Source organism: Shewanella sp. KCT (assembly GCF_007636505.1).
Classification (GTDB): domain Bacteria; phylum Pseudomonadota; class Gammaproteobacteria; order Enterobacterales; family Shewanellaceae; genus Shewanella; species Shewanella halotolerans.
Window position 1 is genome coordinate 620,196 of the sequence record NZ_LVDJ01000001.1, and the last position, 18,278, is coordinate 638,473.

The window sequence follows — 18,278 nt, forward strand, 5'->3', positions numbered from 1 at the left end:
ATCATTTCTTAAAAGGAATTTAACATGACTTTTAAACACCAATACTTGTCTTCACTTATCATTGCCTCAATGATGATGACCGCCTGCGGAAGCAGTGAGTCAGACAAAGAAGACATTAAAGCCGTCAATCAAAAACCGACGGTTTCAGTTGCTCCCTCTTCATTCAAGGAAAAGGCGATGGCAACCATCGCAGCAACAGCAAGTGATCCTGATGGCGAAATCACCGGCTATTCTTGGACTGTAGTGAGTGGCCACGACTTAACTTTGCAAAATGCAGATAGCGATACAGTCTCTTTTACCTCGCCAGAGGTCGGGCTTGATGGCGACATCATCGAATTAGCGTTAACTGTTACCGATGATGCAGGTGAGACGGCAACGACCAATGTTCAGATAACCATTAATCCAAATACTATCCCCCTATCCTTTATGGGCCTAGCAACTGACGCCCCCCTATCAAACGCCACAATTTCGATTAATGTTAGTGGTCGTAATGTCGGTGTAGAAACCACAACAGATGCCAAAGGGTACTATACGGTCGACCTATTACTCGACGATAGCGAAGCAGATTCTGTGGTTAATATTGTTGCCCATGGTAGCGGCGAACAATCTAATGCAGGATTAATCTCTTGGCTTGGTACCGTTGAAAAGCTCAGCCAGCAAGCCGGCGATGACAAAACGCTTACTGCCGCAGATAACTTTGCTGTTAACGTCACAAACATCACCACGGCACAATATGGGTTGGCTATGCGCCTTAATAAAGGTGAAGCAATCAAAGACAATGAAACCTTTGATCTGTTATCTAGTCAATTAGACTTTGATGACGTGCTGGTATTAGCAACAGCGATAAAAGTAGCGATAGACAAATCTAACGAAAATCACAGCCTCGCACTTCCTGATGGCGTAAGTGATACATTAGCACTAATTGATGATGAAATTACAACAAACGACTACATTTCACAGGTACAAAGCACACCTGAATATGCGGAGGCTCAGCAAGAGATGTTTAATGATGAAACATTAATTGATACAGCATCCGACTACTCTGTACCAAGTGTGTATTACGTCTCTCCTGCAGATAACCATCTTTATGGCGATATATATCAGTTTGGTACCGATGGAAAAGGCTCTATTGGAAACGAAGATTTTGAATGGATCATGGAGAACGGAACCATCACGGCGACGGTGTCCAACCCAAACGTTGTTAGTTACTATAATTATGTGGAAGTAAATGACGTGGGTACAAAAGCGCTAGTCGAGCATTCAATCACTAAACATGAACTAAAACGAGTTAGTTCGAACAGTATTAACGACTCATTATTAATCACTTATTATCATACCTACCACTATCCTAACGGAGAACTCGAAGATCTGATAGAACCAGAGCAAATCTTAAGAATCGCATCAAAGGAAAGCAGCGTTCAGCCTATTCAAATCAACTCTTTAGACACCGCTTACGTAACGACGCCTTATAACCAAATAAGTCAAACGGTTATGTCATGGACTGAAACCTTAACCCTAAACGACGACACAACAGGCACACTGCGCTTTTCGGATAAACCGTTTACTTGGCAAGATAGCGAAGGTGTACTTCAACTAAACTTTACAGACGGCTCAAAAACAAGATTTAAGAAAATTCAAACAGGTAATACCTTAGATTTATTTGCACTAGAAACCAGTGAAGATGGTTCTAATTTCCGTGGTTATGCTGTCGGCAGAGGAAAAATAGTCACTAAAGACAAACTTCCTTCATGGAATTCCGATACTGCAGCTGGTATTTACCAATTCGCTCGCTCACCATTTACAGATAGCCTTTATCAGACTTGGTATGAACTACATGAAAATGGCGATGCTGAAATAATATTGACCAGCGACGACGATGAAGATGGGAAGCTTAGTACTTATGAAATCACGATCATGTACGGAAACTGGCAGATTCTTGAAGATGGTTCACTTACGCTTCAGTTATTCTTAGATAAGGATGTTGGGCCGTCTCCTAATTGCCGTTCATCTTTAATAGCAAATTGCAAGCTGTATCGCGACCTGAACTGGAAACTGATTGCACAAAAAAGTAATGAATTTGGGCTGCTAAATACATATTACAGCCCATATGGTGATGGACTTCACACTTACGCTATCCGACCTATGCGTAAATTGGACATAGCACCGATAAACCTTAGTCAGATCGTTCAATCAGATGCAGGAACAATAAAATCCGCTCTATCTGATGTAAGAATGCACACTAAGCTATCACATCAAGAACAACCAAGATAAAAAAATCGATAGTCAATAGATTAGCCATCGATAGCGGTGGCTGATCGCTTTTAATACCAATCCAAAGACAATTGAAAATTTGCGTTTGATAAATAAATCATTTTGCCTGAGTAACAATAGCCCTCAACAATCGCCATAAGCATTCAGTGTATCCGATATCTTCTCACCTGAGATTCAAACTTTAGAGTTTTACACAGACCACGATTCAAAACTCTTGACCTTTTGGCTAGGCCTACCCCCAAATCCTTACATATCAATACACAGATCACTAGCATACTGATTCTGTTATCTTTTACGTATTTTTACTGGAAAAACGTATCTTTTCAACGCCAACATGAATTTATAACCTACTCAGATGAAACGCAAAACTGATGAGGGAAGTTTTATGCAAGGAAAGATACTTAATATAACGGGTAAATTCGCATTAATTCGTTCAGAGAATACAGACAAATTCGAGGTTCCACTTTCTGAGATAAAATCTGAACTTTTTCCACGAATTGGCGATAATGTTGACTTTGATCTTGTAGAAGGAAAGGTAGAGTCAGTTTATATACTCAGGCAATCCGCCCCTATCGACGAGCACCTTTTTACTGCTAAAAATACAGCCAATCACATCTATAAAAAAGTCAAAAGCAATATCAATGAAGAAAACTTGGATCGAGCCAAAGAGCTAGCATCCATGGCAACTGGCAAAGCCAAAGCAAATTTGCAAGCTATCAATCTATCTAAAGCAAAAGAGGCATTAAAGTTTGTTGAAATGACCCCTTTGAATGGAACTTCTGGAGTATCGGTTCACAACAAGTTTGCGCTGTTTACGCTAACATGCTTGTTTGTTTCAATGTTGCTGCCTGCGGTTAACCTCGGCATCGGTGTATCTACTAGCTACTTCGAGTTGATTGACAGCATTACACTACAAGTAATATTCATGCTGGCTTCGTTTGTCAGTTTAGCAATTGGCGCCCCACGTTTTATAAGCAAAACTCTCTGCGCTATCTGCCTTATTACAATTCTTATCCCTCTCTATCAGTTATTTAACTCGATTTCGGATCTTGCTAATGTCGGCCGAGAATTTGGTGTTACAAATAAAAGTGTTATCAAACAAATAATGAAATCCGTAGAATTTGGATTGCCTATGCTAGTCATTTCATTCTCAATGTTTTTCTTAATAACCCTACTTCCTCGCTACAATACATCCCCCAAGTTTTCAGCATCGGCTAACTAAACCCTGCAAAGAGGACAGTAATGCTAGCAAAGAATCGCCTCATGCAAAGGTTTGAGGCTTTTCTGGATAAACAGTTCACAGCGAAAAAAAGTGATAACTCTCATAACTCTAACTAGGACAATAGCGATAAATAGTATCACAGTGAAATATAATCTTGCTAAAAGCGTAACTATATAAAACATGATTACGTAAGAACTGTAAAAATACGTATCTTTCATATACTGATAAAATATTAAAGTATTCACTGAGTATGAGTAAGAAGATTGCCGCAAGGATCAATTTACGCAAAACGTATAATCGAGCCTCTGGTATATCACGAAGTCACATAGCTTAATACTTAGTTAATTAAGGATTCAGATTAATTGAAGCGTTTGCGATTGATTAAATAGAAAAAGCGCAAACATTTAACTAGAGACTGCCGCAAATTTAAAGCCAATGTTTATCTACATAAAACTTAAAACAAACTAGATTGAATAGTGAGCAAGGAGAGTAACATATGAATGATGCAATTAAACTAGCCAAGTTGCAAAATGAAATGAAAAATCCAACCACATCTTTAGTACTCGGCTTTTTGATACCAGGTGCTGGACAGATGTATGCTGGTAGTGTTGTATTTGGAATTATAAATTTTATCCTAATCTTGGTGCTTGCTATAACTATTGTCGCAAGCCCTATAGCATTTATACTCTATGCACTCTCAATGTACTGGGGGTATAAGGGAACAATAGTATTCAACAATGAAGTAATCAGGAAGGCAGAAAGTCAGGGAAGTTAATTCATTCCGTTTAATCAGAATCCAGTCGTGCATCATATTTCCTTTTACTTGTATTAGCTTAGACCTGATCTGACAGTTAACTGATTCTTGGGTGGCGTTGCAAGATTGATTTTGGGCTAATGCATGTAAAGGCACAAACTGCTCTGCAATAGACCTTTTTGACTTGGGTTCGACGAAGTGAACTCTTCCTGCTTATAAGATACATGCAGCCGATTTTGGGGCAGCCTCCCCTCCATCACTGCTGTAAATCTTTGAGGTGAATATGGAACTCGCAGTCAAGGCCATCGAAGGTACTATGCTTAGCGGCACAAAGCACTCCGAAACCGATGTGTACACCACCGGTCGCTGCACTCGTCTCGACCCCGTAAAAGTTCAATCTGTAACAACCACCATTCATGAATTTTGGCTCAAATGCCTGGATGGCACAGAAACAAAGGTAAAGCTCTATGATGATGAAGTTGAGGCACGTGAAGGGCATAGGCTAATACTGTTTAAAGGCACAAACCAAGACTATAGCGGCTGTGTAGGCTACATTAACGTCGACACCGGACGATTTTGCCTTTTCGACAACGCAAAATTGGCAAAACACATGGCTTCAAAGGCACAGCCCGTCTTTATCACCCTGGCCACCGGATTCGTAATGGCAATCGTTTTTGGTTTTATGAATGGTTTCATAGACGGACTGGCAACGTTTTCGGGTGGGATCTTATTGGCACGATTGGTTGAAAAAGTGCACAGCTTTTTTATCGACCAAAAACTATCGAAACTTGCCGAAGAAACCTTAAAATCTGCCTACCTTTTTAATTCGTTTATGCAACAGTCTATTGAGATTGTGAGCGAAACTCCTACTACAATTACGGAACAGTAACTATTGACAGGAACGAGATGCTATCGCGTTCCTGCGTTTCTTGTAACTGATGTTTAATTAAGTCTGTATACACGGGCCAAACCCTAAAATTATAAACAATGGCGTAAATATAATTATCAACACTCCATTAAATAGCGATATACACAAGCTAGTTATTCACAGTAACAATCATTACAGACGTTGAAAATGAATCTCTATTTAGTCATGCCTCAGCAGTAATTAAAGTAGCCATGGAATTGTCATATTTATGCTGTGCATGACAAGGCGATTATATTGTCAATGAGTACTTCACAATTGCTTGAAAACGGTATTTTCATTGGCCAAGGCAAACAGGCACCGAGCAGAACAAACTCTGGTCGCCGCTGCTACATGCTACAATTGAACTGGCTAAGTCCTTACCCCAGCCTAGAGTGAGTTCCACTTTCGTTGTATGTATAAAGCACGGCTGCAAGTGGTTAGGGGATGGTTTTATCAGCCGATAGGCAAGAGACAGGAATACGGCAAGGAAACTATTGAGCCAGGGTTGGATATTGTCTTCCACGACTAAAAGCCAAGGTCATATCCGACATCAAATGCACACTGGCGGTAAAGCAGGCGATCTCTGGACTCAAGTCAGTTGGACAAACTGCTTACTATTACAGAAGGCGAGGAGGTGTCAAGCTGGACAATGTCCAATAATAGCCGTACTGTTCGAAAATTATCTTCCGAAAATATTCTGACTGGAAACCAGTCGACGCTTAATTCATTAAGTTGAATGGTACCCGAGGACGGACTTGAACCGTCACGCTGTTACCAGCGAGGGATTTTAAATCCCTTGTGTCTACCGATTCCACCACTCGGGCCTAGTGTGTTTTATCGTGATTTACGTTAAAACGAAAAGTGGAGGCGCGACCCGGAGTCGAACCGAGATCGACGGATTTGCAATCCGCAGCATAGCCATTCTGCCATCGCGCCTTTATCTGAAGCGGTTTACGGTGTTACCGTAAGTTTGGAGCGACATATCGGGTTCGAACCGATGACCTATACCTTGGCAAGGTATCGCTCTACCAACTGAGCTAATGTCGCATCTGAAACGCTTGCCAGCCAAGTGCCCTATCGAGCTTTCCCCTGACTGCGGAAAGGAATTCTACCGATTTACCTAAAAGTGTCAACGTCTATTTAGGGCTTAAACAGGGTTTGTTGCATCAACTGCTGCATTAATCACCTTTGTGACTCTTTGTTAAGCATATTCAACTTCTTATGGATAAAAAAACGCCCCGGTACTTACCGAGGCGTTTAGATTTATCTAGCGTTTACGCTTAAGCAGCAGGTAGAGACTGGTAGTTTAGACCCAGCATCTTCTGCATTACGCCAACAACCTGGCAGCTATAACCGAACTCGTTATCGTACCAAACATAAAGAATGGCGCGGTTACCCTCGGCGATGGTCGCCTGTGAATCGACAACGCCCGCGTAGCGAGAACCAACCAGATCAGAAGAGACGATCTCTGTAGACTCGGTGAAGTCAACCTGGTTCTGTAGCTCAGAACAAAGGGCAACATTACGTAGGTACTCGTTCATATCTTCTTTGCTGGTTTCGCCATTTAGGTTCAGACTGATGATCGCCATAGACACGTTTGGTGTAGGTACGCGAATCGCATTACCGGTTAGCTTACCCGCAAGCACAGGCAGCGCCTTAGCAACAGCCTTGGCCGCACCAGTTTCGGTGATAACCATGTTTAGCGGCGCACTGCGACCACGGCGATCCGCTTTGTGGTAGTTATCGATCAGGTTTTGATCGTTGGTATATGAGTGAATCGTTTCAACGTGACCGTTAACGATGCCATACTTGTCGTTGACCGCCTTCAGTACTGGCGTAATGGCGTTAGTCGTACAACTTGCCGCCGAAACGATAGTGTCTTCATCCAGGATATCGTTTTCGTTAACGCCGTAAACGATGTTCTTAATTGCGCCCTTGGCCGGTGCAGTCAGCAGCACCTTAGAGGCGCCGTTACATCTTAAGTGTAGTCCCAGACCGTCTTCATCTTTCCAGATACCAGTGTTATCGACCACCAGCGCATTGTTGATGCCATAACGAGTGTAATCCACTTCATCTGGAGAGTTGGCGTAGATCACCTGAATATAGGTGCCATTGGCGATGATAGCGTTGTTCTCTTCATCTACCTCGACAGAGCCGTTGAATGGACCGTGTACCGAGTCGCGACGCAGCAGGCTGGCGCGCTTCTCTAGATCGCCCTTACGGCCGCCGCGCAGAACGATAGCGCGAAGACGCAGCTTGTTGCTCACACCCGTTCTTTCGATCAGCAGACGCGCAAGCAGACGACCGATACGGCCGAAACCGTATAGCACTACATCGCGTGCTTCTTGGTTGTCTTCATGATCGATTGCCGAAGCCAGCTCTTGTGACATGTAGGCTTCGATCTGGCTCGCATCCTTATGTTCGCGCCAGTAGTTAACCGCTAATTTACCGATATCAACTTTACATTGCTTCACCGCTAGTTTGCTAAGTGCCTCAACAAACGGGAAACTTTCGCGTAATCTGAGTTTGTCACCCACATGACGACGCACTAAACGGTGTGACTTAATGATCTCGATAGTGGAAGCATTAAGAAGTGGCTTACCGTATAGAACGACTTCTACACCTTGGTTACGATATAACTTACCAAGTAGAGGCTGCATCGCCTCCGCCATTTCGAAACGTTCTTGCCAGCTTTGTAGGTGTTTATCAGCGGTCATTTACAGATCCTTTATCTCACTTTTACTACATTTATTGTAGAAATGATTGAGTAACAAAAAGAAAAGACCAATACTCTATTATTATCGGACGTCAATCCTGTTATTGGTCGGCGCCATTGTAATGAAAAGTGAGCCTGCGATCTAGTAAGATATTTTCTCTAACCGTGTAATTTTATTAGATAAAATCCTAAGGAGACACGCTTTTGAGATTAAATTTTGTAATCATTACACCAATTATGTCTCTTTTGGCGCTTTTCAGCCTGTTTGGCTGTGATAATGCTGCTAATACCGCCACGATTTGTAAAAATAATCCTGAGCTTTGCGACGATTTACATCGTGATAGCTGGTGTCGATATGAGCGAGCCGACCTGATCCAGAAGCGTTACACCCTTAAAAACACCCCCTCGCCCACCGGCAAGCAGATCTATCAGCATCTAATCAATCTTGAAAATTACAGCAAATGCATCGAACTGGCCGCCGGTGTGCAGCACATCATGCACCCCGAACGCACCAACGACCGAGTGCGAGCCTTCGGCATCAGCGCCCAAAACTTGGCACAGCTGAGAGATACGACCAAAGACAACCCGGATCTCTATCTCTCCTACTATCACTGGATCCGCCTCAATGACCAGGCGGCTCTGTCTCGCGTAATAAAGGCACAACAGGCAGGCACCATAAATGATCTCGAGATCCTGGCCAGTCTCGCCTCTTATTACCAGAAGTCGGATCTCGACAAGGCCAAGGCGCTCTATCTACAGCTGTTAGACAGTGCCGATCCGGACAGCTTTAATCCGGACTGGCTATTAGGCCTTGCCAGCATCTACCACCAGCAAAACGATCTGGAAAAAACCTATCTCTTCTCAAAAGCCAACGTATTGATGACGCGCAACACGGCATCCGATGCCAAAATGAACGCCTTAATCAATGGCAACCGGCAACTGTCGCAATTTTTAGATGAACAAGCCGATACCTTAGTGGAACATCTGAAAAACGGTGACTACGCTTCTAGTGAGATCCGCGCTCAGTTAAATACCTCGTCTTAATTGAGCCATTCTCCTTACTGGCAAAATGTTTGCCACTAGTATTTTTTTTACAGAAATCGAGCCGGTTTTTGTAAAAAATCTGATCTTTGTAAAGAAAACAGCAAATTTGTTAAGCTAACTAGCCAATAAAACCCGATATCACTTGACGATAGCTGTCAATTTGGTAATTTTACTACCAGATATTTTTATACATTTACCTGAGGGATATGAGATGACTATCCGCGTAGCAATTAACGGCTATGGCCGTATCGGTAGAAACGTACTTCGCGCACTTTATGAAAGCGAAAAGCAGTACCCCATCCAAATCGTTGCCATCAACGACCTGGGTGATGCTTCAATCAACGCTCACCTGACTAAGTACGACTCTGTACACGGTCGCTTCAACGCCAAAGTTGAGCACGACGACGAAGCTATCTACGTCAACGAAGACAAGATCCAAACTTTCTCTGAGCGTGACCCAGCTAAACTGCCTTGGGCCGAGCTTGAAGTTGACGTGGTCTTCGAATGTACCGGTATCTTCACTTCTAAAGAAGCGGTTCAGCCACACCTAAACGCTGGCGCGAAGAAAGTGATCATCTCTGCACCGGGTAAGAACGTTGACGCGACTGTTGTTTACGGCGTAAACAACGATGTGATCACCTCTGACATGACAGTGATCTCTAACGCTTCTTGTACCACTAACTGTCTGGCGCCTTTCGCTAAACCGCTGAACGACGAGATTGGTATCGAATCGGGTCTGATGACCACTATCCACGCGTACACTAACGATCAACGTCTATCTGACGTTTATCACACAGACCTACGCCGTGCACGTGCCGCCGCTATGTCTATGATCCCAACTAAGACTGGTGCTGCTGCAGCCGTTGGTCTTGTGGTACCTGAGCTGGCTGGTAAGTTCGACGGTATGGCGGTACGTGTACCTACAGTAAACGTATCTCTGGTAGATCTCTCTTTCGTTGCCGCGCGCGACACCACTGTTGAAGAGATCAACGCCATCATCGAGAAAGCCGCAAGCGTTGCACCTATGAGTGAAGTGCTGTCGGTAAACAAAGAGCCTCTGGTTTCTATCGACTTCAACCACAACCCATTCTCTTCTAACTTCGACGCGACACAGACCCGTGTAAATGGTCGCCTGGTTAAAGTGATGGCATGGTACGACAACGAATGGGGCTTCAGTAACCGTATGCTAGACAACGCAGTTGCGCTGATGACTGCTAAGTAAGCAAAGTTATATTTGAGTTACATTCATAAAAAAGGAGCCTAAATGGCTCCTTTTTTGTGTCAGTCTTTCAACTTCTTTTTCTGTTTCGTCGTATGGCTTAGTGTGATTTTAATCGCGCTATACAGTACGCGTCATGGCATCATCCAGGCTCGCTATCCCCTGCGAAAGATACCCGAGTAGAATGTCTGTCTCTGCACTGCTAAGATCAGCCGACAGCACATAGCGATAGAGTTCGAGTAATCGACTCTTATAGGAAAGGAGCTGCTTAACACCGATAGCGCCGGGTAAGAAGTAATGCTCCGCCAGGCAATCTGTGACCCTCTGGCAATCGCTCTGAATAAGGCGCTTGATAAAATAGGCCCGGCTATTGGCAGCGTGCAATGCGCTGGCCTGCGCCGCTGGAATATGTTTGAGTTGTGCTTGGAGTCTTGGGGTGGCATTTGCTTGCATAGTGAACCTCTTAAGCCTAACGCTTATTTCGTTTCACTATTATATTGGCTATAAACTGAACAGCGGCTTACCCGAAATGGATTAATCAGCTTTTAAATCAGTTCTGATGCCAAAACTTTAACTAGATCTGCCTAACCTAGCCAGCAACCGTTCACTATCGTCTCGAATTGTACTATGCACATAGCATCAAGCTAGAAACGTTTGATACGCACCACTTTCATCACTTCGAAATCGAAGCCCGCAACGGTTTCTGTCTCAGGGTAATAGGTCATATTTACCTTGTGTCCCTGTAGGCTGCGGTACTTCTTGGTGCGGCGAAACTTAAAGGGGGCATCGCAGCCTTCTATGGTTACCGTATGTTGCACCCATTCATCAATCTCTCTCTGGGTATGGGATAAAATTTTCACGCCCTCTGAATGCACCAGTTTCTGATGTTTATCGAGCATCTTATCTACAACATGTTTCATAGCGGGTAACCTTTATCGATGAGTTCTAACCTGTTTAAAAAACGACAGTAGAAAATTATAGAACATCTCATCGGCTTTGCGTGTGGTTGAGCTATGGTATCAAAAATTAAGCCCTAACTGTACCTGTCCCTGAGCCAAGCATATTGATAATAGGCACTTTGTCCTAAGCGTCGCAGTCGCGCGAAGGGAAACTTAGGCAGTGGTGATTGGTAAAGGGGAAGTTCGGGCAAGCGCTCACCGGCAATATGCTGGGCCAGCCGATAGGCGGCCTGTGCCGAGAAGGCGACGCCTGAGCCGCAATAGCCCAGACTATAACCCATATCTCCCTGGCTAAAAACGTGTGGCATATCATCTAATGCTGCGGCGATCCATCCGGTCCAGTTGTGATCGACCGTTATATCGGTTAGTGCCGGGAAGCAATCTGTCATGGCGCTCATTAATCGCTCTCCATAACGGGGATCGCTCGCATCGGCGCCGCTTATTGCGCCGCGCCCCCCAAACAGCAAACGATTGTCGCTAAGCAGTCTGTAGTAGTATTTGAGCCTACGGGTATCCATCACCACCTGATGCGTCTTAAGGCCTGTCGCCTCAAGCTGCGCCTCAGTGAGAGGCGCAGTCACTATGATGTTGCTCAGTATGGGCAGGTAGCGATTATCAACCGCTTGATTAAAACGCTTAGGTGTATAGGCGTTACCGGCACTGACTACCCGCTTTGCGATCAGCTCTCCCTTATCGGTTATGAGTCTGTGTTGAGGTCCCTCTCTTAACCACTGCCGCACGCAGCTCTCTTCATGCAGGGGTACGCCAAGGGATTGCACCACGTGCTTATAGCCCAAACAGAGTTTTAGGGGATTGACGCCGAAGCCATCGTTGAGGCGCAGCGCACCATAGGCTTGATGGTTGTCCATGTAGCTCTCTTTAAGCTCACTGGGCGTGAGAAACTGAGCGTCATCACCAAGATGTTCGGCGATGAAATCTGCAGCTCCTTTTAATGTGCTATAGGCCTTGGCGTTGTGCGCAATCTTCAGATAGCCCTTGGGCTGAGGATCGCAGGCAATCTCGTGCTGTTCAATCAACTGCTCGACCCGGCGCACTGCGCCCGAAAACTCACCATAGATCCCTTTGGTGGTCTCCATGCCCCACTTCTTGGCCATCTGGCTGTAACCCATGCGACCACAGCCTTTGAGCACGAAACCCGCATTGCGGCCGCTGGCGCCAAAGCCAATCTGATTCGCCTCTAACACCCTTGCCTCAATATTAAACTCGCTGGCAAGATAATAGGCAGTCAGCAAACCAGTAAAGCCTCCCCCGACGATGGCAACATCGGTTTGCACCCGGCCAGTGAGAGCTGGCAAGCGTGCAGGACGAGAGACGGTCGTCGCCCAGTAAGAGTCTGGCCAGGGCTGACCATCGGGAAAGTCATTGAGTAAAGGATCGTAGGACATATTATTTATGGCTTTTAGAAAGTGATGACGTGTAAGGTTATGGCTGGTTAATTCCCTAACCTAGAAAATCAGGATCATCTCGCAGGCGACGCAATGACATTCGCTGCCACACAGCACGCAGACATAGTCGGGATGATCTGGGTTATTGTTCCAGCGCTCAGGATGTTCCTTGATAAGCTTGCCTCCAGCCTTGGTAAAGTACCCTACTGCTGAGTTATCTGGGCTCTGTTTCCAGAGATGGCTAACCCCAGCCAAGGCGCCTTGGGCCTTACAGGTTTCAACTGAGCTTTCAAGCAGGGCTTTACCTATGCCAAGTCCCCTCGCCTCTTCGGCGACCGTATTACATTTAAAATAACAGCAATGTTCGGGTGCAACAGGCCATAGCGCTGGCGAGCACCAGCGATCCAGCGTCCAATTGCCCGGCGCGTAGGTCAGCCGAAAGCCGACTAACTCACCTTCTAAGTAGGCAACAAAGTTTGCATTGAGGCCAGATTTAAAAGCCTTATCCTGCATCTCACTAAGCATCTGCTCGTCGAGATAGCCATCGCCATGAACCAGATTACCGAGGGCGATGACTCGCTCAAAATCTTCCTGCGCTAAGGGGTTTATCTCTACTTGGCTAGTCATCGCTTTACTCGCTTGTTTACCTTAAATTAACCTCAAGGTAACATAAAAAACCTCGAATGAAGTAAGGATGCGATTAAGCGGATATTTCTTGAACAATCCCAAATCATAATGGAGTCATTGGGTGAATATAGATTTCTCAAAACCTGCGCTGGAAGACAAACTCAACCGGATCACTTCGATACCACAAAGATTCAACCAGGGCCTCAAGAATGTGTGGCAACGTCTCACTCTGCCACAAAGACTCTACCTGCTGGCTGCGCTGCTGCTGATGAGCGAGCATTTAGGCTTAGTGGCCATCATTACCACAATTGCCCTCACCCTGGAGTTTTGGCCTCTGTTTGAGCGTGTCTGGCATTCGCTCGCCGGTAAGGCAGTGTTACTGCTCTTCTACGCTATCGTGGCGAACTATGCCCTGGCAATGGCTGGGGCCATTGTTAACGAGGTAGTGGGCGTACCGGCAACGCACTTTAATTACACTCATAACTTTGCCATCTTGCTGCTTCTGCCCGCCTGGATCCTGGGCATTAGCGCCATCGGACTATTGTTTGTCCAGCTGTTAATGCCTTTCTATCTCATGATAGCCCTGGTTTTAAAACCCATTGGTATCAAGCTATTTTCCCTTGCCGGCAACAGTCACTACCGTTTCACCACCCTGATGGTGAGGTTCGTACTCTCCTCGGTCTTGCTCTACCATTTGATCTTGCTTATCGGTGATGTGGAGGAGAAAGTGGAATCTGCGCTGAGCGATTTAAAAACCATTGAGGAATCGGTCAAGGGCGAGTCGAACAAAGGTCACGACAAGCAGCCAGCAGAAAACACAGATGAGGTGGCCGCTAATTTAGAAATAAAGGGGCAACCCGGGGTTGAAGCGCCAGAGAAGGATGAAGCGTTATCAAACACCGAAACTGCCCAAGAAAAGTCAGATGAACAACAAACTCGCCAAGCAGAGAGCGATGCATCGTTAGCGAAAGAATACGCCTCGCTACGTCACGCCTATCAGGGTGAGATCCGCGAGTTAATCGCCGAGTTCGCCTACCGTCTCGAGGCCGATAGCCGCTCTCGTTGTGAAAAGAGTGAGAACGCCAACGTGGTCGAACTCAACGACTATGAAATTCTCGAGGTGGTGCCAGACAGTACGGCAAAATACCGTTATCGCTTTACCGTAAGAAAATGTATTTCACCGGCTTTTCCGGCCAAATAGGCTAAAGACTGAGCTTGGGTGTTAATCATAGCGCCAAGCCTGTTATCAGGTTGCTTAACCCTACCAGGGGATCGGTTGGCCATCGAAGTTTAAAAACTGTCCTGATTGAGTTGCGTCCAGGTTATCGATACATCTAGCCATCTGCTCTACCGCCTCATTTACCGTGATCAGCGCGTTGGGGCCGCCCATGTCTGTCTGTACCCAACCTGGATGAAATGCCAGGCAGTAGATCTCCTCGCTGCTCAAGTCGATAGCCAGGCTCTTAAGCGCCGCGTTGAGTCCCGCCTTAGATGAGCGATAGAGATAGCTGCCACCACTTTGGTTATCCGCTATGCTCCCCATCTTTGAGGAGATACAGATGACCTTGGCGTTAGTTGCCTTTTGCAACATGGGATAACAGCTCTGGGTCACCATGATGGGCGCAATTGTATTAACCGCAAGCACCTTCTGCCACTCTGCCGCCCTTAGCTGACCAAAACCTATCCCCTTAGGGCCATAGTATCCGGCGTTATTGATCAAGATATCGATGGCCGCATCATTAAGATGCTGAGGCAAGGCGTGCACAGAGGCATCATCTGTGACGTCCAGCTGAATAATATTGAGCTTGGCATGGATCTCTGCCAGTTGAATCAAGGCACTTGCCTGAGCGGGCTGCCGACAACAGGCACTCACTCTATCGCCTTTAGCCAGATAATGCCTGACAAAGCCTAAGCCTATCCCGCGATTTGCCCCTGTGATCACCACATGCTTTGTCATAACAACTCCCTACATCATCGTTAGTTAACAACAAGAATCATAACCTAAGGTTCGATATTTTGCCTGTTTTACCCATCTTCTGCGCGTCTATAACCGCTGGATATGCAAGCGGCTAAACCTGCAAGACGACAAGCCGCCTTTCATCGGTTTTTATTGTCTGCGACAATAGGGACAATTTGATGACAACCTATGTCATGTCAGCACGCCCTGTCAGTGACTAGCTAGGAATCCTCTATCTTGAATATTGAGCAACTGCTTTGCGAAACACTCTCATGCGAAAAAGTCATAAAGCTGGGCAAACTGCAGACCCTTTGGAGTGGCTATGGCGAGATAGCACGCTTTATGCTGCATTACCTGCCTGAAAGACCGCATGACAGCTCCTGTGATGATCTAATTAACAAGCCTGCTTCGCAAACTGTCATTGTTAAGCATATCGCGCCGCCAACACAGAGCAGCCATCCCCACCAATGGGACACAGAGATCTCTCATCAACGCAAGATGCGCTCTTATCAGGTAGAGCTCAATTGGTATCGAGACTTCGCTCGTCGTTGTCAGGGCGTGGTTAACCTCCCCCAACTTCTTGCGGCTGAGCAAGATACTGAGACCCAAGAGATATTGCTCATTATGAGTGACCTCGACGCTCAAGGGTTCGATCAACGCCGCTTCAACCTGACCCAGGCCGAGCTTTACGCATGCATAGAATGGCTGGCGCGTTTTCATGCATTATTTGCCGATGAACTTGGCTATGAACTTGCCAATGAATTTGCCTATGAAGCTTCAACAAAAGACCATCCGTCAGAAAAGGAATTTCAAAATGCAGCGCCGTGCGTTGGCCTTTGGCCAATCGGCACCTACTGGCACCTGGCAACCCGGCCCGATGAGCTTGAAATTATGGCGGATTTGCCTTTGAAACGCGCCGCAGAGGCGATCGACGCTAGACTCAATCACGCCAGGTTTCAAACCTTAGTGCACGGCGATGCTAAGGTCGCCAACTTCTGCTTTCACAAAGAGATAGAGACCTTAGGCGTTGACGGTGTGGCGGCGGTAGATTTTCAATATGTCGGCGCCGGCATTGGCGTAAAAGACCTTATCTATCTGCTGGGTAGCTGCCTGGACGAGGCTCAGTTGGTGACTATTTATGATGCAACCTGTAGCCACTACTTTAAGACCCTCAAACAGCAACTTTCTGGCCGTTGGCCAACGGAGCAAATTGAGGCTTTGGTAACTGAGTGGCATGATCTACTCCCCTTCGCCTGGGCCGACTTTGAGCGCTTTCTTGCTGGCTGGCAGCCAGAGCATCATAAGCGCAACGGCTTTAGCCACCATATGACTCAGAGAGCACTAAAGGCGCTCGGCTAAGTACGGTAGCTAAGTCCATTGTTTAAGCCTATTGTCTAAGTTCTTTGCTTGAGTGCATTGGCTAAGTCCATTGCTTGAGCCCATCGTCTATGATTGGCGTATAAGTTTATTGCTTTAAGGCGACTGATTTAAGGCGACTTATTTAAGACGACTGATTTAAGACAATTAGTAGAGCCATTGAGGCGATGTTGAGCAGCTTCAGCAAGGGCCTCCACACACCAAAACTAGCCCAGAATTACTGACTCCCCAAAGGCCCCAAAAGGCCCGAAAACAGCGGGCAAATTACACCAAAAGGGCTACAATCATACTAAGAGAGTGCTCGATATACGCAAACGGGTGAGTACCCAAATGTGCTATCTAAGTTAGCCAATAACGCGGCATCACACTCTCTTTCTTTTGCCTGTGTCTTTCGGCTCAATCTTGCCTAATCTTTTACCTTTCTCGCGGCCTTGTTCTGGTACATTTTGGCCTCAGGCGCAAATCGCCAGCACCTCATACAGGGCTAATTACATACCTGTTTACATTTAAGCGCTTTAACAAATTACCCATTTCGATAACATTTATCCTGCAAAAAATCTTTCGCCTAAGTATAAAAGCGTTTTTATTAATAAATTTATTATCTTAGCTCCAACAAGAGGAAGTGTTTGTGGCTACCGTAAAACAGTTCGTATTGCCCATCGCCGTGCTAGTGCTCGGGGGCGGCACCTTTGCCGTACTAGCATCGATGAAAAAACCACCAGAAGAAAAACCTGTCGTTGACAATACGCCCGTCGTGGCAGTCGAGATTATCGACAAGGAGCCCATGACCTTTACCGTGAACTCCTACGGTATCGTCAATGCCAAGTATGAGACCGACCTGGTGTCTCAGGTCACCGGCGAGATCGTCTACCTAAGCGATGCTTTCGTTCGCGGTGGCTTCGTGAAGAAAGGCCAGATACTGGCAAAGATAGATCCCAGCGATTACGAGGCCGCGCTTATCGATGCCAAGGCCACGGTCGCCAGTGCAAAGGCAACTCTGGTACAAGAAAAAGCCTATGGCAAGGTGGCCGCCGAAGAGTGGAAACGAATCGAAAACGGCACCCCTACCGAGCTCAGCCTGCGTAAACCCCAGCTGGCTCAAGAAGTCGCCCGCCTCAATTCATCTGAAGCGGGCCTTAAGCGCGCGACCCGCAATCTTGAACGCACTGTGATCAAGGCGCCCTATGATGCCTTGATCGAGAGCCGCCATATAGGTTTGGGCTCATACGTCTCCGCCGGTACCCAAGTGGGTAAGCTGCTCAGCACTGAAAAAGCCGAGATCCGTCTTCCCCTCCCCGATAAGGAGATACGTTATCTCGACAACAAGGGCCTGGGAGCCCAGGTGATGGTCAAGGGAAACTTTGCCGGTGAGACCACCGCCTGGAAAGGTCAGATAGTACGCAGCGAAGGGGTTATCGACAATCGTAGCCGCATGACCTATTTGGTGGCCGAGGTGATCGATCCCTATGGACTCAAGGACAACAAGCAGCCGCTGAGATATGGCAGCTATATCACGGCGCAGATCCACGGCTCACAGGCCCAGGATGTCACCACCATCGCCAGACACCTGGTGGTTAACGACAAGGTCGCCATCATGACGCCTGAAAACACCCTCGCATTTAAATCAGTAGATATTCTGCGTCAGCAAGGCACCCAGGTAGTTATCGGAGACGGGTTAGATGATGGCATGCGCCTCATCACCTCGGCGCTAGATTACCCCATCGAAGGGATGAAACTCGCCCTGGCCGAAGACAAGCAAACGCCGACACAAGATGAAGCCGTCGCCGATCAACTGGCCATGGAAGACAAGGAGTAAGGG

Annotated in this window: 15 protein-coding genes and 3 tRNA genes; 9 read left to right on the forward strand and 9 right to left on the reverse strand. The window is 46.4% G+C overall.

Features of this window, described 5'->3' with window-relative positions:
- The first annotated feature begins 24 nt into the window (after window positions 1–24).
- The 4 genes from AYI87_RS02715 (at window position 25) to AYI87_RS02730 (ending at window position 5,136) form a co-directional block, all read left to right on the forward strand.
- Window positions 25–2,271: a PKD domain-containing protein gene (locus AYI87_RS02715; protein ID WP_144199343.1), complete on the forward strand. Its 2,247-nt coding sequence runs from the start codon at window positions 25–27 to the stop codon at window positions 2,269–2,271.
- 385 nt (window positions 2,272–2,656) lie between these two features.
- A complete protein-coding gene (locus AYI87_RS02720) occupies window positions 2,657–3,493 on the forward strand; it encodes a hypothetical protein (RefSeq protein ID WP_144199345.1) in 837 nt (278 codons plus the stop codon).
- Window positions 3,494–3,989: 496 nt separating this feature from the next.
- Window positions 3,990–4,268, forward strand: a complete 279-nt coding sequence (locus AYI87_RS02725) for a hypothetical protein (protein WP_144199347.1) — start codon at window positions 3,990–3,992, stop codon at window positions 4,266–4,268.
- A 262-nt stretch (window positions 4,269–4,530) separates the two neighbouring features.
- The gene (locus tag AYI87_RS02730) at window positions 4,531–5,136 is read left to right on the forward strand and encodes a hypothetical protein (RefSeq protein WP_144199349.1); all 606 of its coding nucleotides are present in this window, start codon (window positions 4,531–4,533) and stop codon (window positions 5,134–5,136) included.
- Window positions 5,137–5,891: 755 nt separating this feature from the next.
- Here AYI87_RS02730 and AYI87_RS02735 read toward each other — a convergent pair.
- From AYI87_RS02735 to AYI87_RS02750, 4 genes are all read right to left on the reverse strand, one after another.
- Window positions 5,892–5,978: transfer RNA gene (locus tag AYI87_RS02735), tRNA-Leu, on the reverse strand.
- A 38-nt stretch (window positions 5,979–6,016) separates the two neighbouring features.
- Window positions 6,017–6,090 (reverse strand) — tRNA-Cys (locus AYI87_RS02740).
- 35 nt (window positions 6,091–6,125) lie between these two features.
- Window positions 6,126–6,201, reverse strand: a tRNA-Gly gene (locus AYI87_RS02745).
- A 233-nt stretch (window positions 6,202–6,434) separates the two neighbouring features.
- Entirely contained in the window at window positions 6,435–7,871 is a 1,437-nt protein-coding gene (locus AYI87_RS02750; protein ID WP_011865798.1) for a glyceraldehyde-3-phosphate dehydrogenase, read from the reverse strand.
- Between the two features lie 236 nt (window positions 7,872–8,107).
- Here AYI87_RS02750 and AYI87_RS02755 point away from each other — a divergent pair, with 236 nt between their 5' ends.
- Both AYI87_RS02755 and gap read left to right on the forward strand, forming a co-directional pair.
- A complete protein-coding gene (locus AYI87_RS02755) occupies window positions 8,108–8,914 on the forward strand; it encodes a DUF2989 domain-containing protein (RefSeq protein ID WP_144199351.1) in 807 nt (268 codons plus the stop codon).
- A 211-nt stretch (window positions 8,915–9,125) separates the two neighbouring features.
- The gene (gap, locus tag AYI87_RS02760; RefSeq protein WP_144199353.1) at window positions 9,126–10,136 is read left to right on the forward strand and encodes a type I glyceraldehyde-3-phosphate dehydrogenase; all 1,011 of its coding nucleotides are present in this window, start codon (window positions 9,126–9,128) and stop codon (window positions 10,134–10,136) included.
- A gap of 117 nt (window positions 10,137–10,253) precedes the next feature.
- On the opposite strand, the gene AYI87_RS02765 is transcribed toward gap, so the two are convergent.
- From AYI87_RS02765 to AYI87_RS02780, 4 genes are all read right to left on the reverse strand, one after another.
- Window positions 10,254–10,586: a hypothetical protein gene (locus tag AYI87_RS02765; RefSeq protein ID WP_144199355.1), complete on the reverse strand. Its 333-nt coding sequence runs from the start codon at window positions 10,584–10,586 to the stop codon at window positions 10,254–10,256.
- A gap of 191 nt (window positions 10,587–10,777) precedes the next feature.
- Window positions 10,778–11,053, reverse strand: a complete 276-nt coding sequence (locus tag AYI87_RS02770) for a hypothetical protein (RefSeq protein WP_011865802.1) — start codon at window positions 11,051–11,053, stop codon at window positions 10,778–10,780.
- A gap of 113 nt (window positions 11,054–11,166) precedes the next feature.
- The gene (locus AYI87_RS02775; RefSeq protein ID WP_144199357.1) at window positions 11,167–12,498 is read right to left on the reverse strand and encodes an NAD(P)/FAD-dependent oxidoreductase; all 1,332 of its coding nucleotides are present in this window, start codon (window positions 12,496–12,498) and stop codon (window positions 11,167–11,169) included.
- Between the two features lie 60 nt (window positions 12,499–12,558).
- Window positions 12,559–13,125 carry a GNAT family N-acetyltransferase gene (locus tag AYI87_RS02780; protein ID WP_144199359.1) on the reverse strand — a complete coding sequence of 189 codons (567 nt, stop codon included), beginning with the start codon at window positions 13,123–13,125 and terminating at the stop codon, window positions 12,559–12,561.
- Between the two features lie 121 nt (window positions 13,126–13,246).
- On the opposite strand from AYI87_RS02780, the gene AYI87_RS02785 reads away from it, so the two are divergent.
- On the forward strand, window positions 13,247–14,326 hold the full coding sequence (locus tag AYI87_RS02785; protein WP_144199361.1) for a hypothetical protein: 1,080 nt from the start codon (window positions 13,247–13,249) through the stop codon (window positions 14,324–14,326).
- Between the two features lie 60 nt (window positions 14,327–14,386).
- Here the strand turns inward: AYI87_RS02785 and AYI87_RS02790 are convergent, their stop codons facing one another.
- Window positions 14,387–15,082, reverse strand: coding sequence for an SDR family oxidoreductase (locus AYI87_RS02790; protein ID WP_144199363.1), 696 nt, complete (start codon window positions 15,080–15,082; stop codon window positions 14,387–14,389).
- 237 nt (window positions 15,083–15,319) lie between these two features.
- On the opposite strand from AYI87_RS02790, the gene AYI87_RS02795 reads away from it, so the two are divergent.
- Entirely contained in the window at window positions 15,320–16,441 is a 1,122-nt protein-coding gene (locus AYI87_RS02795) for an ecdysteroid 22-kinase family protein (RefSeq protein ID WP_260865055.1), read from the forward strand.
- 646 nt (window positions 16,442–17,087) lie between these two features.
- Window positions 17,088–18,275: an efflux RND transporter periplasmic adaptor subunit gene (locus tag AYI87_RS02800; RefSeq protein WP_144199365.1), complete on the forward strand. Its 1,188-nt coding sequence runs from the start codon at window positions 17,088–17,090 to the stop codon at window positions 18,273–18,275.
- Window positions 18,276–18,278: the final 3 nt, after the last annotated feature.

Excerpts from the sequence above, each read along its gene's own strand:
- AYI87_RS02715 (WP_144199343.1), top strand. The coding sequence starts at position 25 with ATGACTTTTAAACACCAATACTTGTCTTCACTTATCATTGCCTCAATG.
- AYI87_RS02720 (WP_144199345.1), top strand. The coding sequence starts at position 2,657 with ATGCAAGGAAAGATACTTAATATAACGGGTAAATTCGCATTAATTCGT.
- AYI87_RS02725 (WP_144199347.1), top strand. The coding sequence starts at position 3,990 with ATGAATGATGCAATTAAACTAGCCAAGTTGCAAAATGAAATGAAAAAT.
- AYI87_RS02730 (WP_144199349.1), top strand. The coding sequence starts at position 4,531 with ATGGAACTCGCAGTCAAGGCCATCGAAGGTACTATGCTTAGCGGCACA.
- AYI87_RS02750 (WP_011865798.1), bottom strand. The coding sequence starts at position 7,871 with ATGACCGCTGATAAACACCTACAAAGCTGGCAAGAACGTTTCGAAATG.
- AYI87_RS02755 (WP_144199351.1), top strand. The coding sequence starts at position 8,108 with ATGTCTCTTTTGGCGCTTTTCAGCCTGTTTGGCTGTGATAATGCTGCT.
- gap (WP_144199353.1), top strand. The coding sequence starts at position 9,126 with ATGACTATCCGCGTAGCAATTAACGGCTATGGCCGTATCGGTAGAAAC.
- AYI87_RS02765 (WP_144199355.1), bottom strand. The coding sequence starts at position 10,586 with ATGCAAGCAAATGCCACCCCAAGACTCCAAGCACAACTCAAACATATT.
- AYI87_RS02770 (WP_011865802.1), bottom strand. The coding sequence starts at position 11,053 with ATGAAACATGTTGTAGATAAGATGCTCGATAAACATCAGAAACTGGTG.
- AYI87_RS02775 (WP_144199357.1), bottom strand. The coding sequence starts at position 12,498 with ATGTCCTACGATCCTTTACTCAATGACTTTCCCGATGGTCAGCCCTGG.
- AYI87_RS02780 (WP_144199359.1), bottom strand. The coding sequence starts at position 13,125 with ATGACTAGCCAAGTAGAGATAAACCCCTTAGCGCAGGAAGATTTTGAG.
- AYI87_RS02790 (WP_144199363.1), bottom strand. The coding sequence starts at position 15,082 with ATGACAAAGCATGTGGTGATCACAGGGGCAAATCGCGGGATAGGCTTA.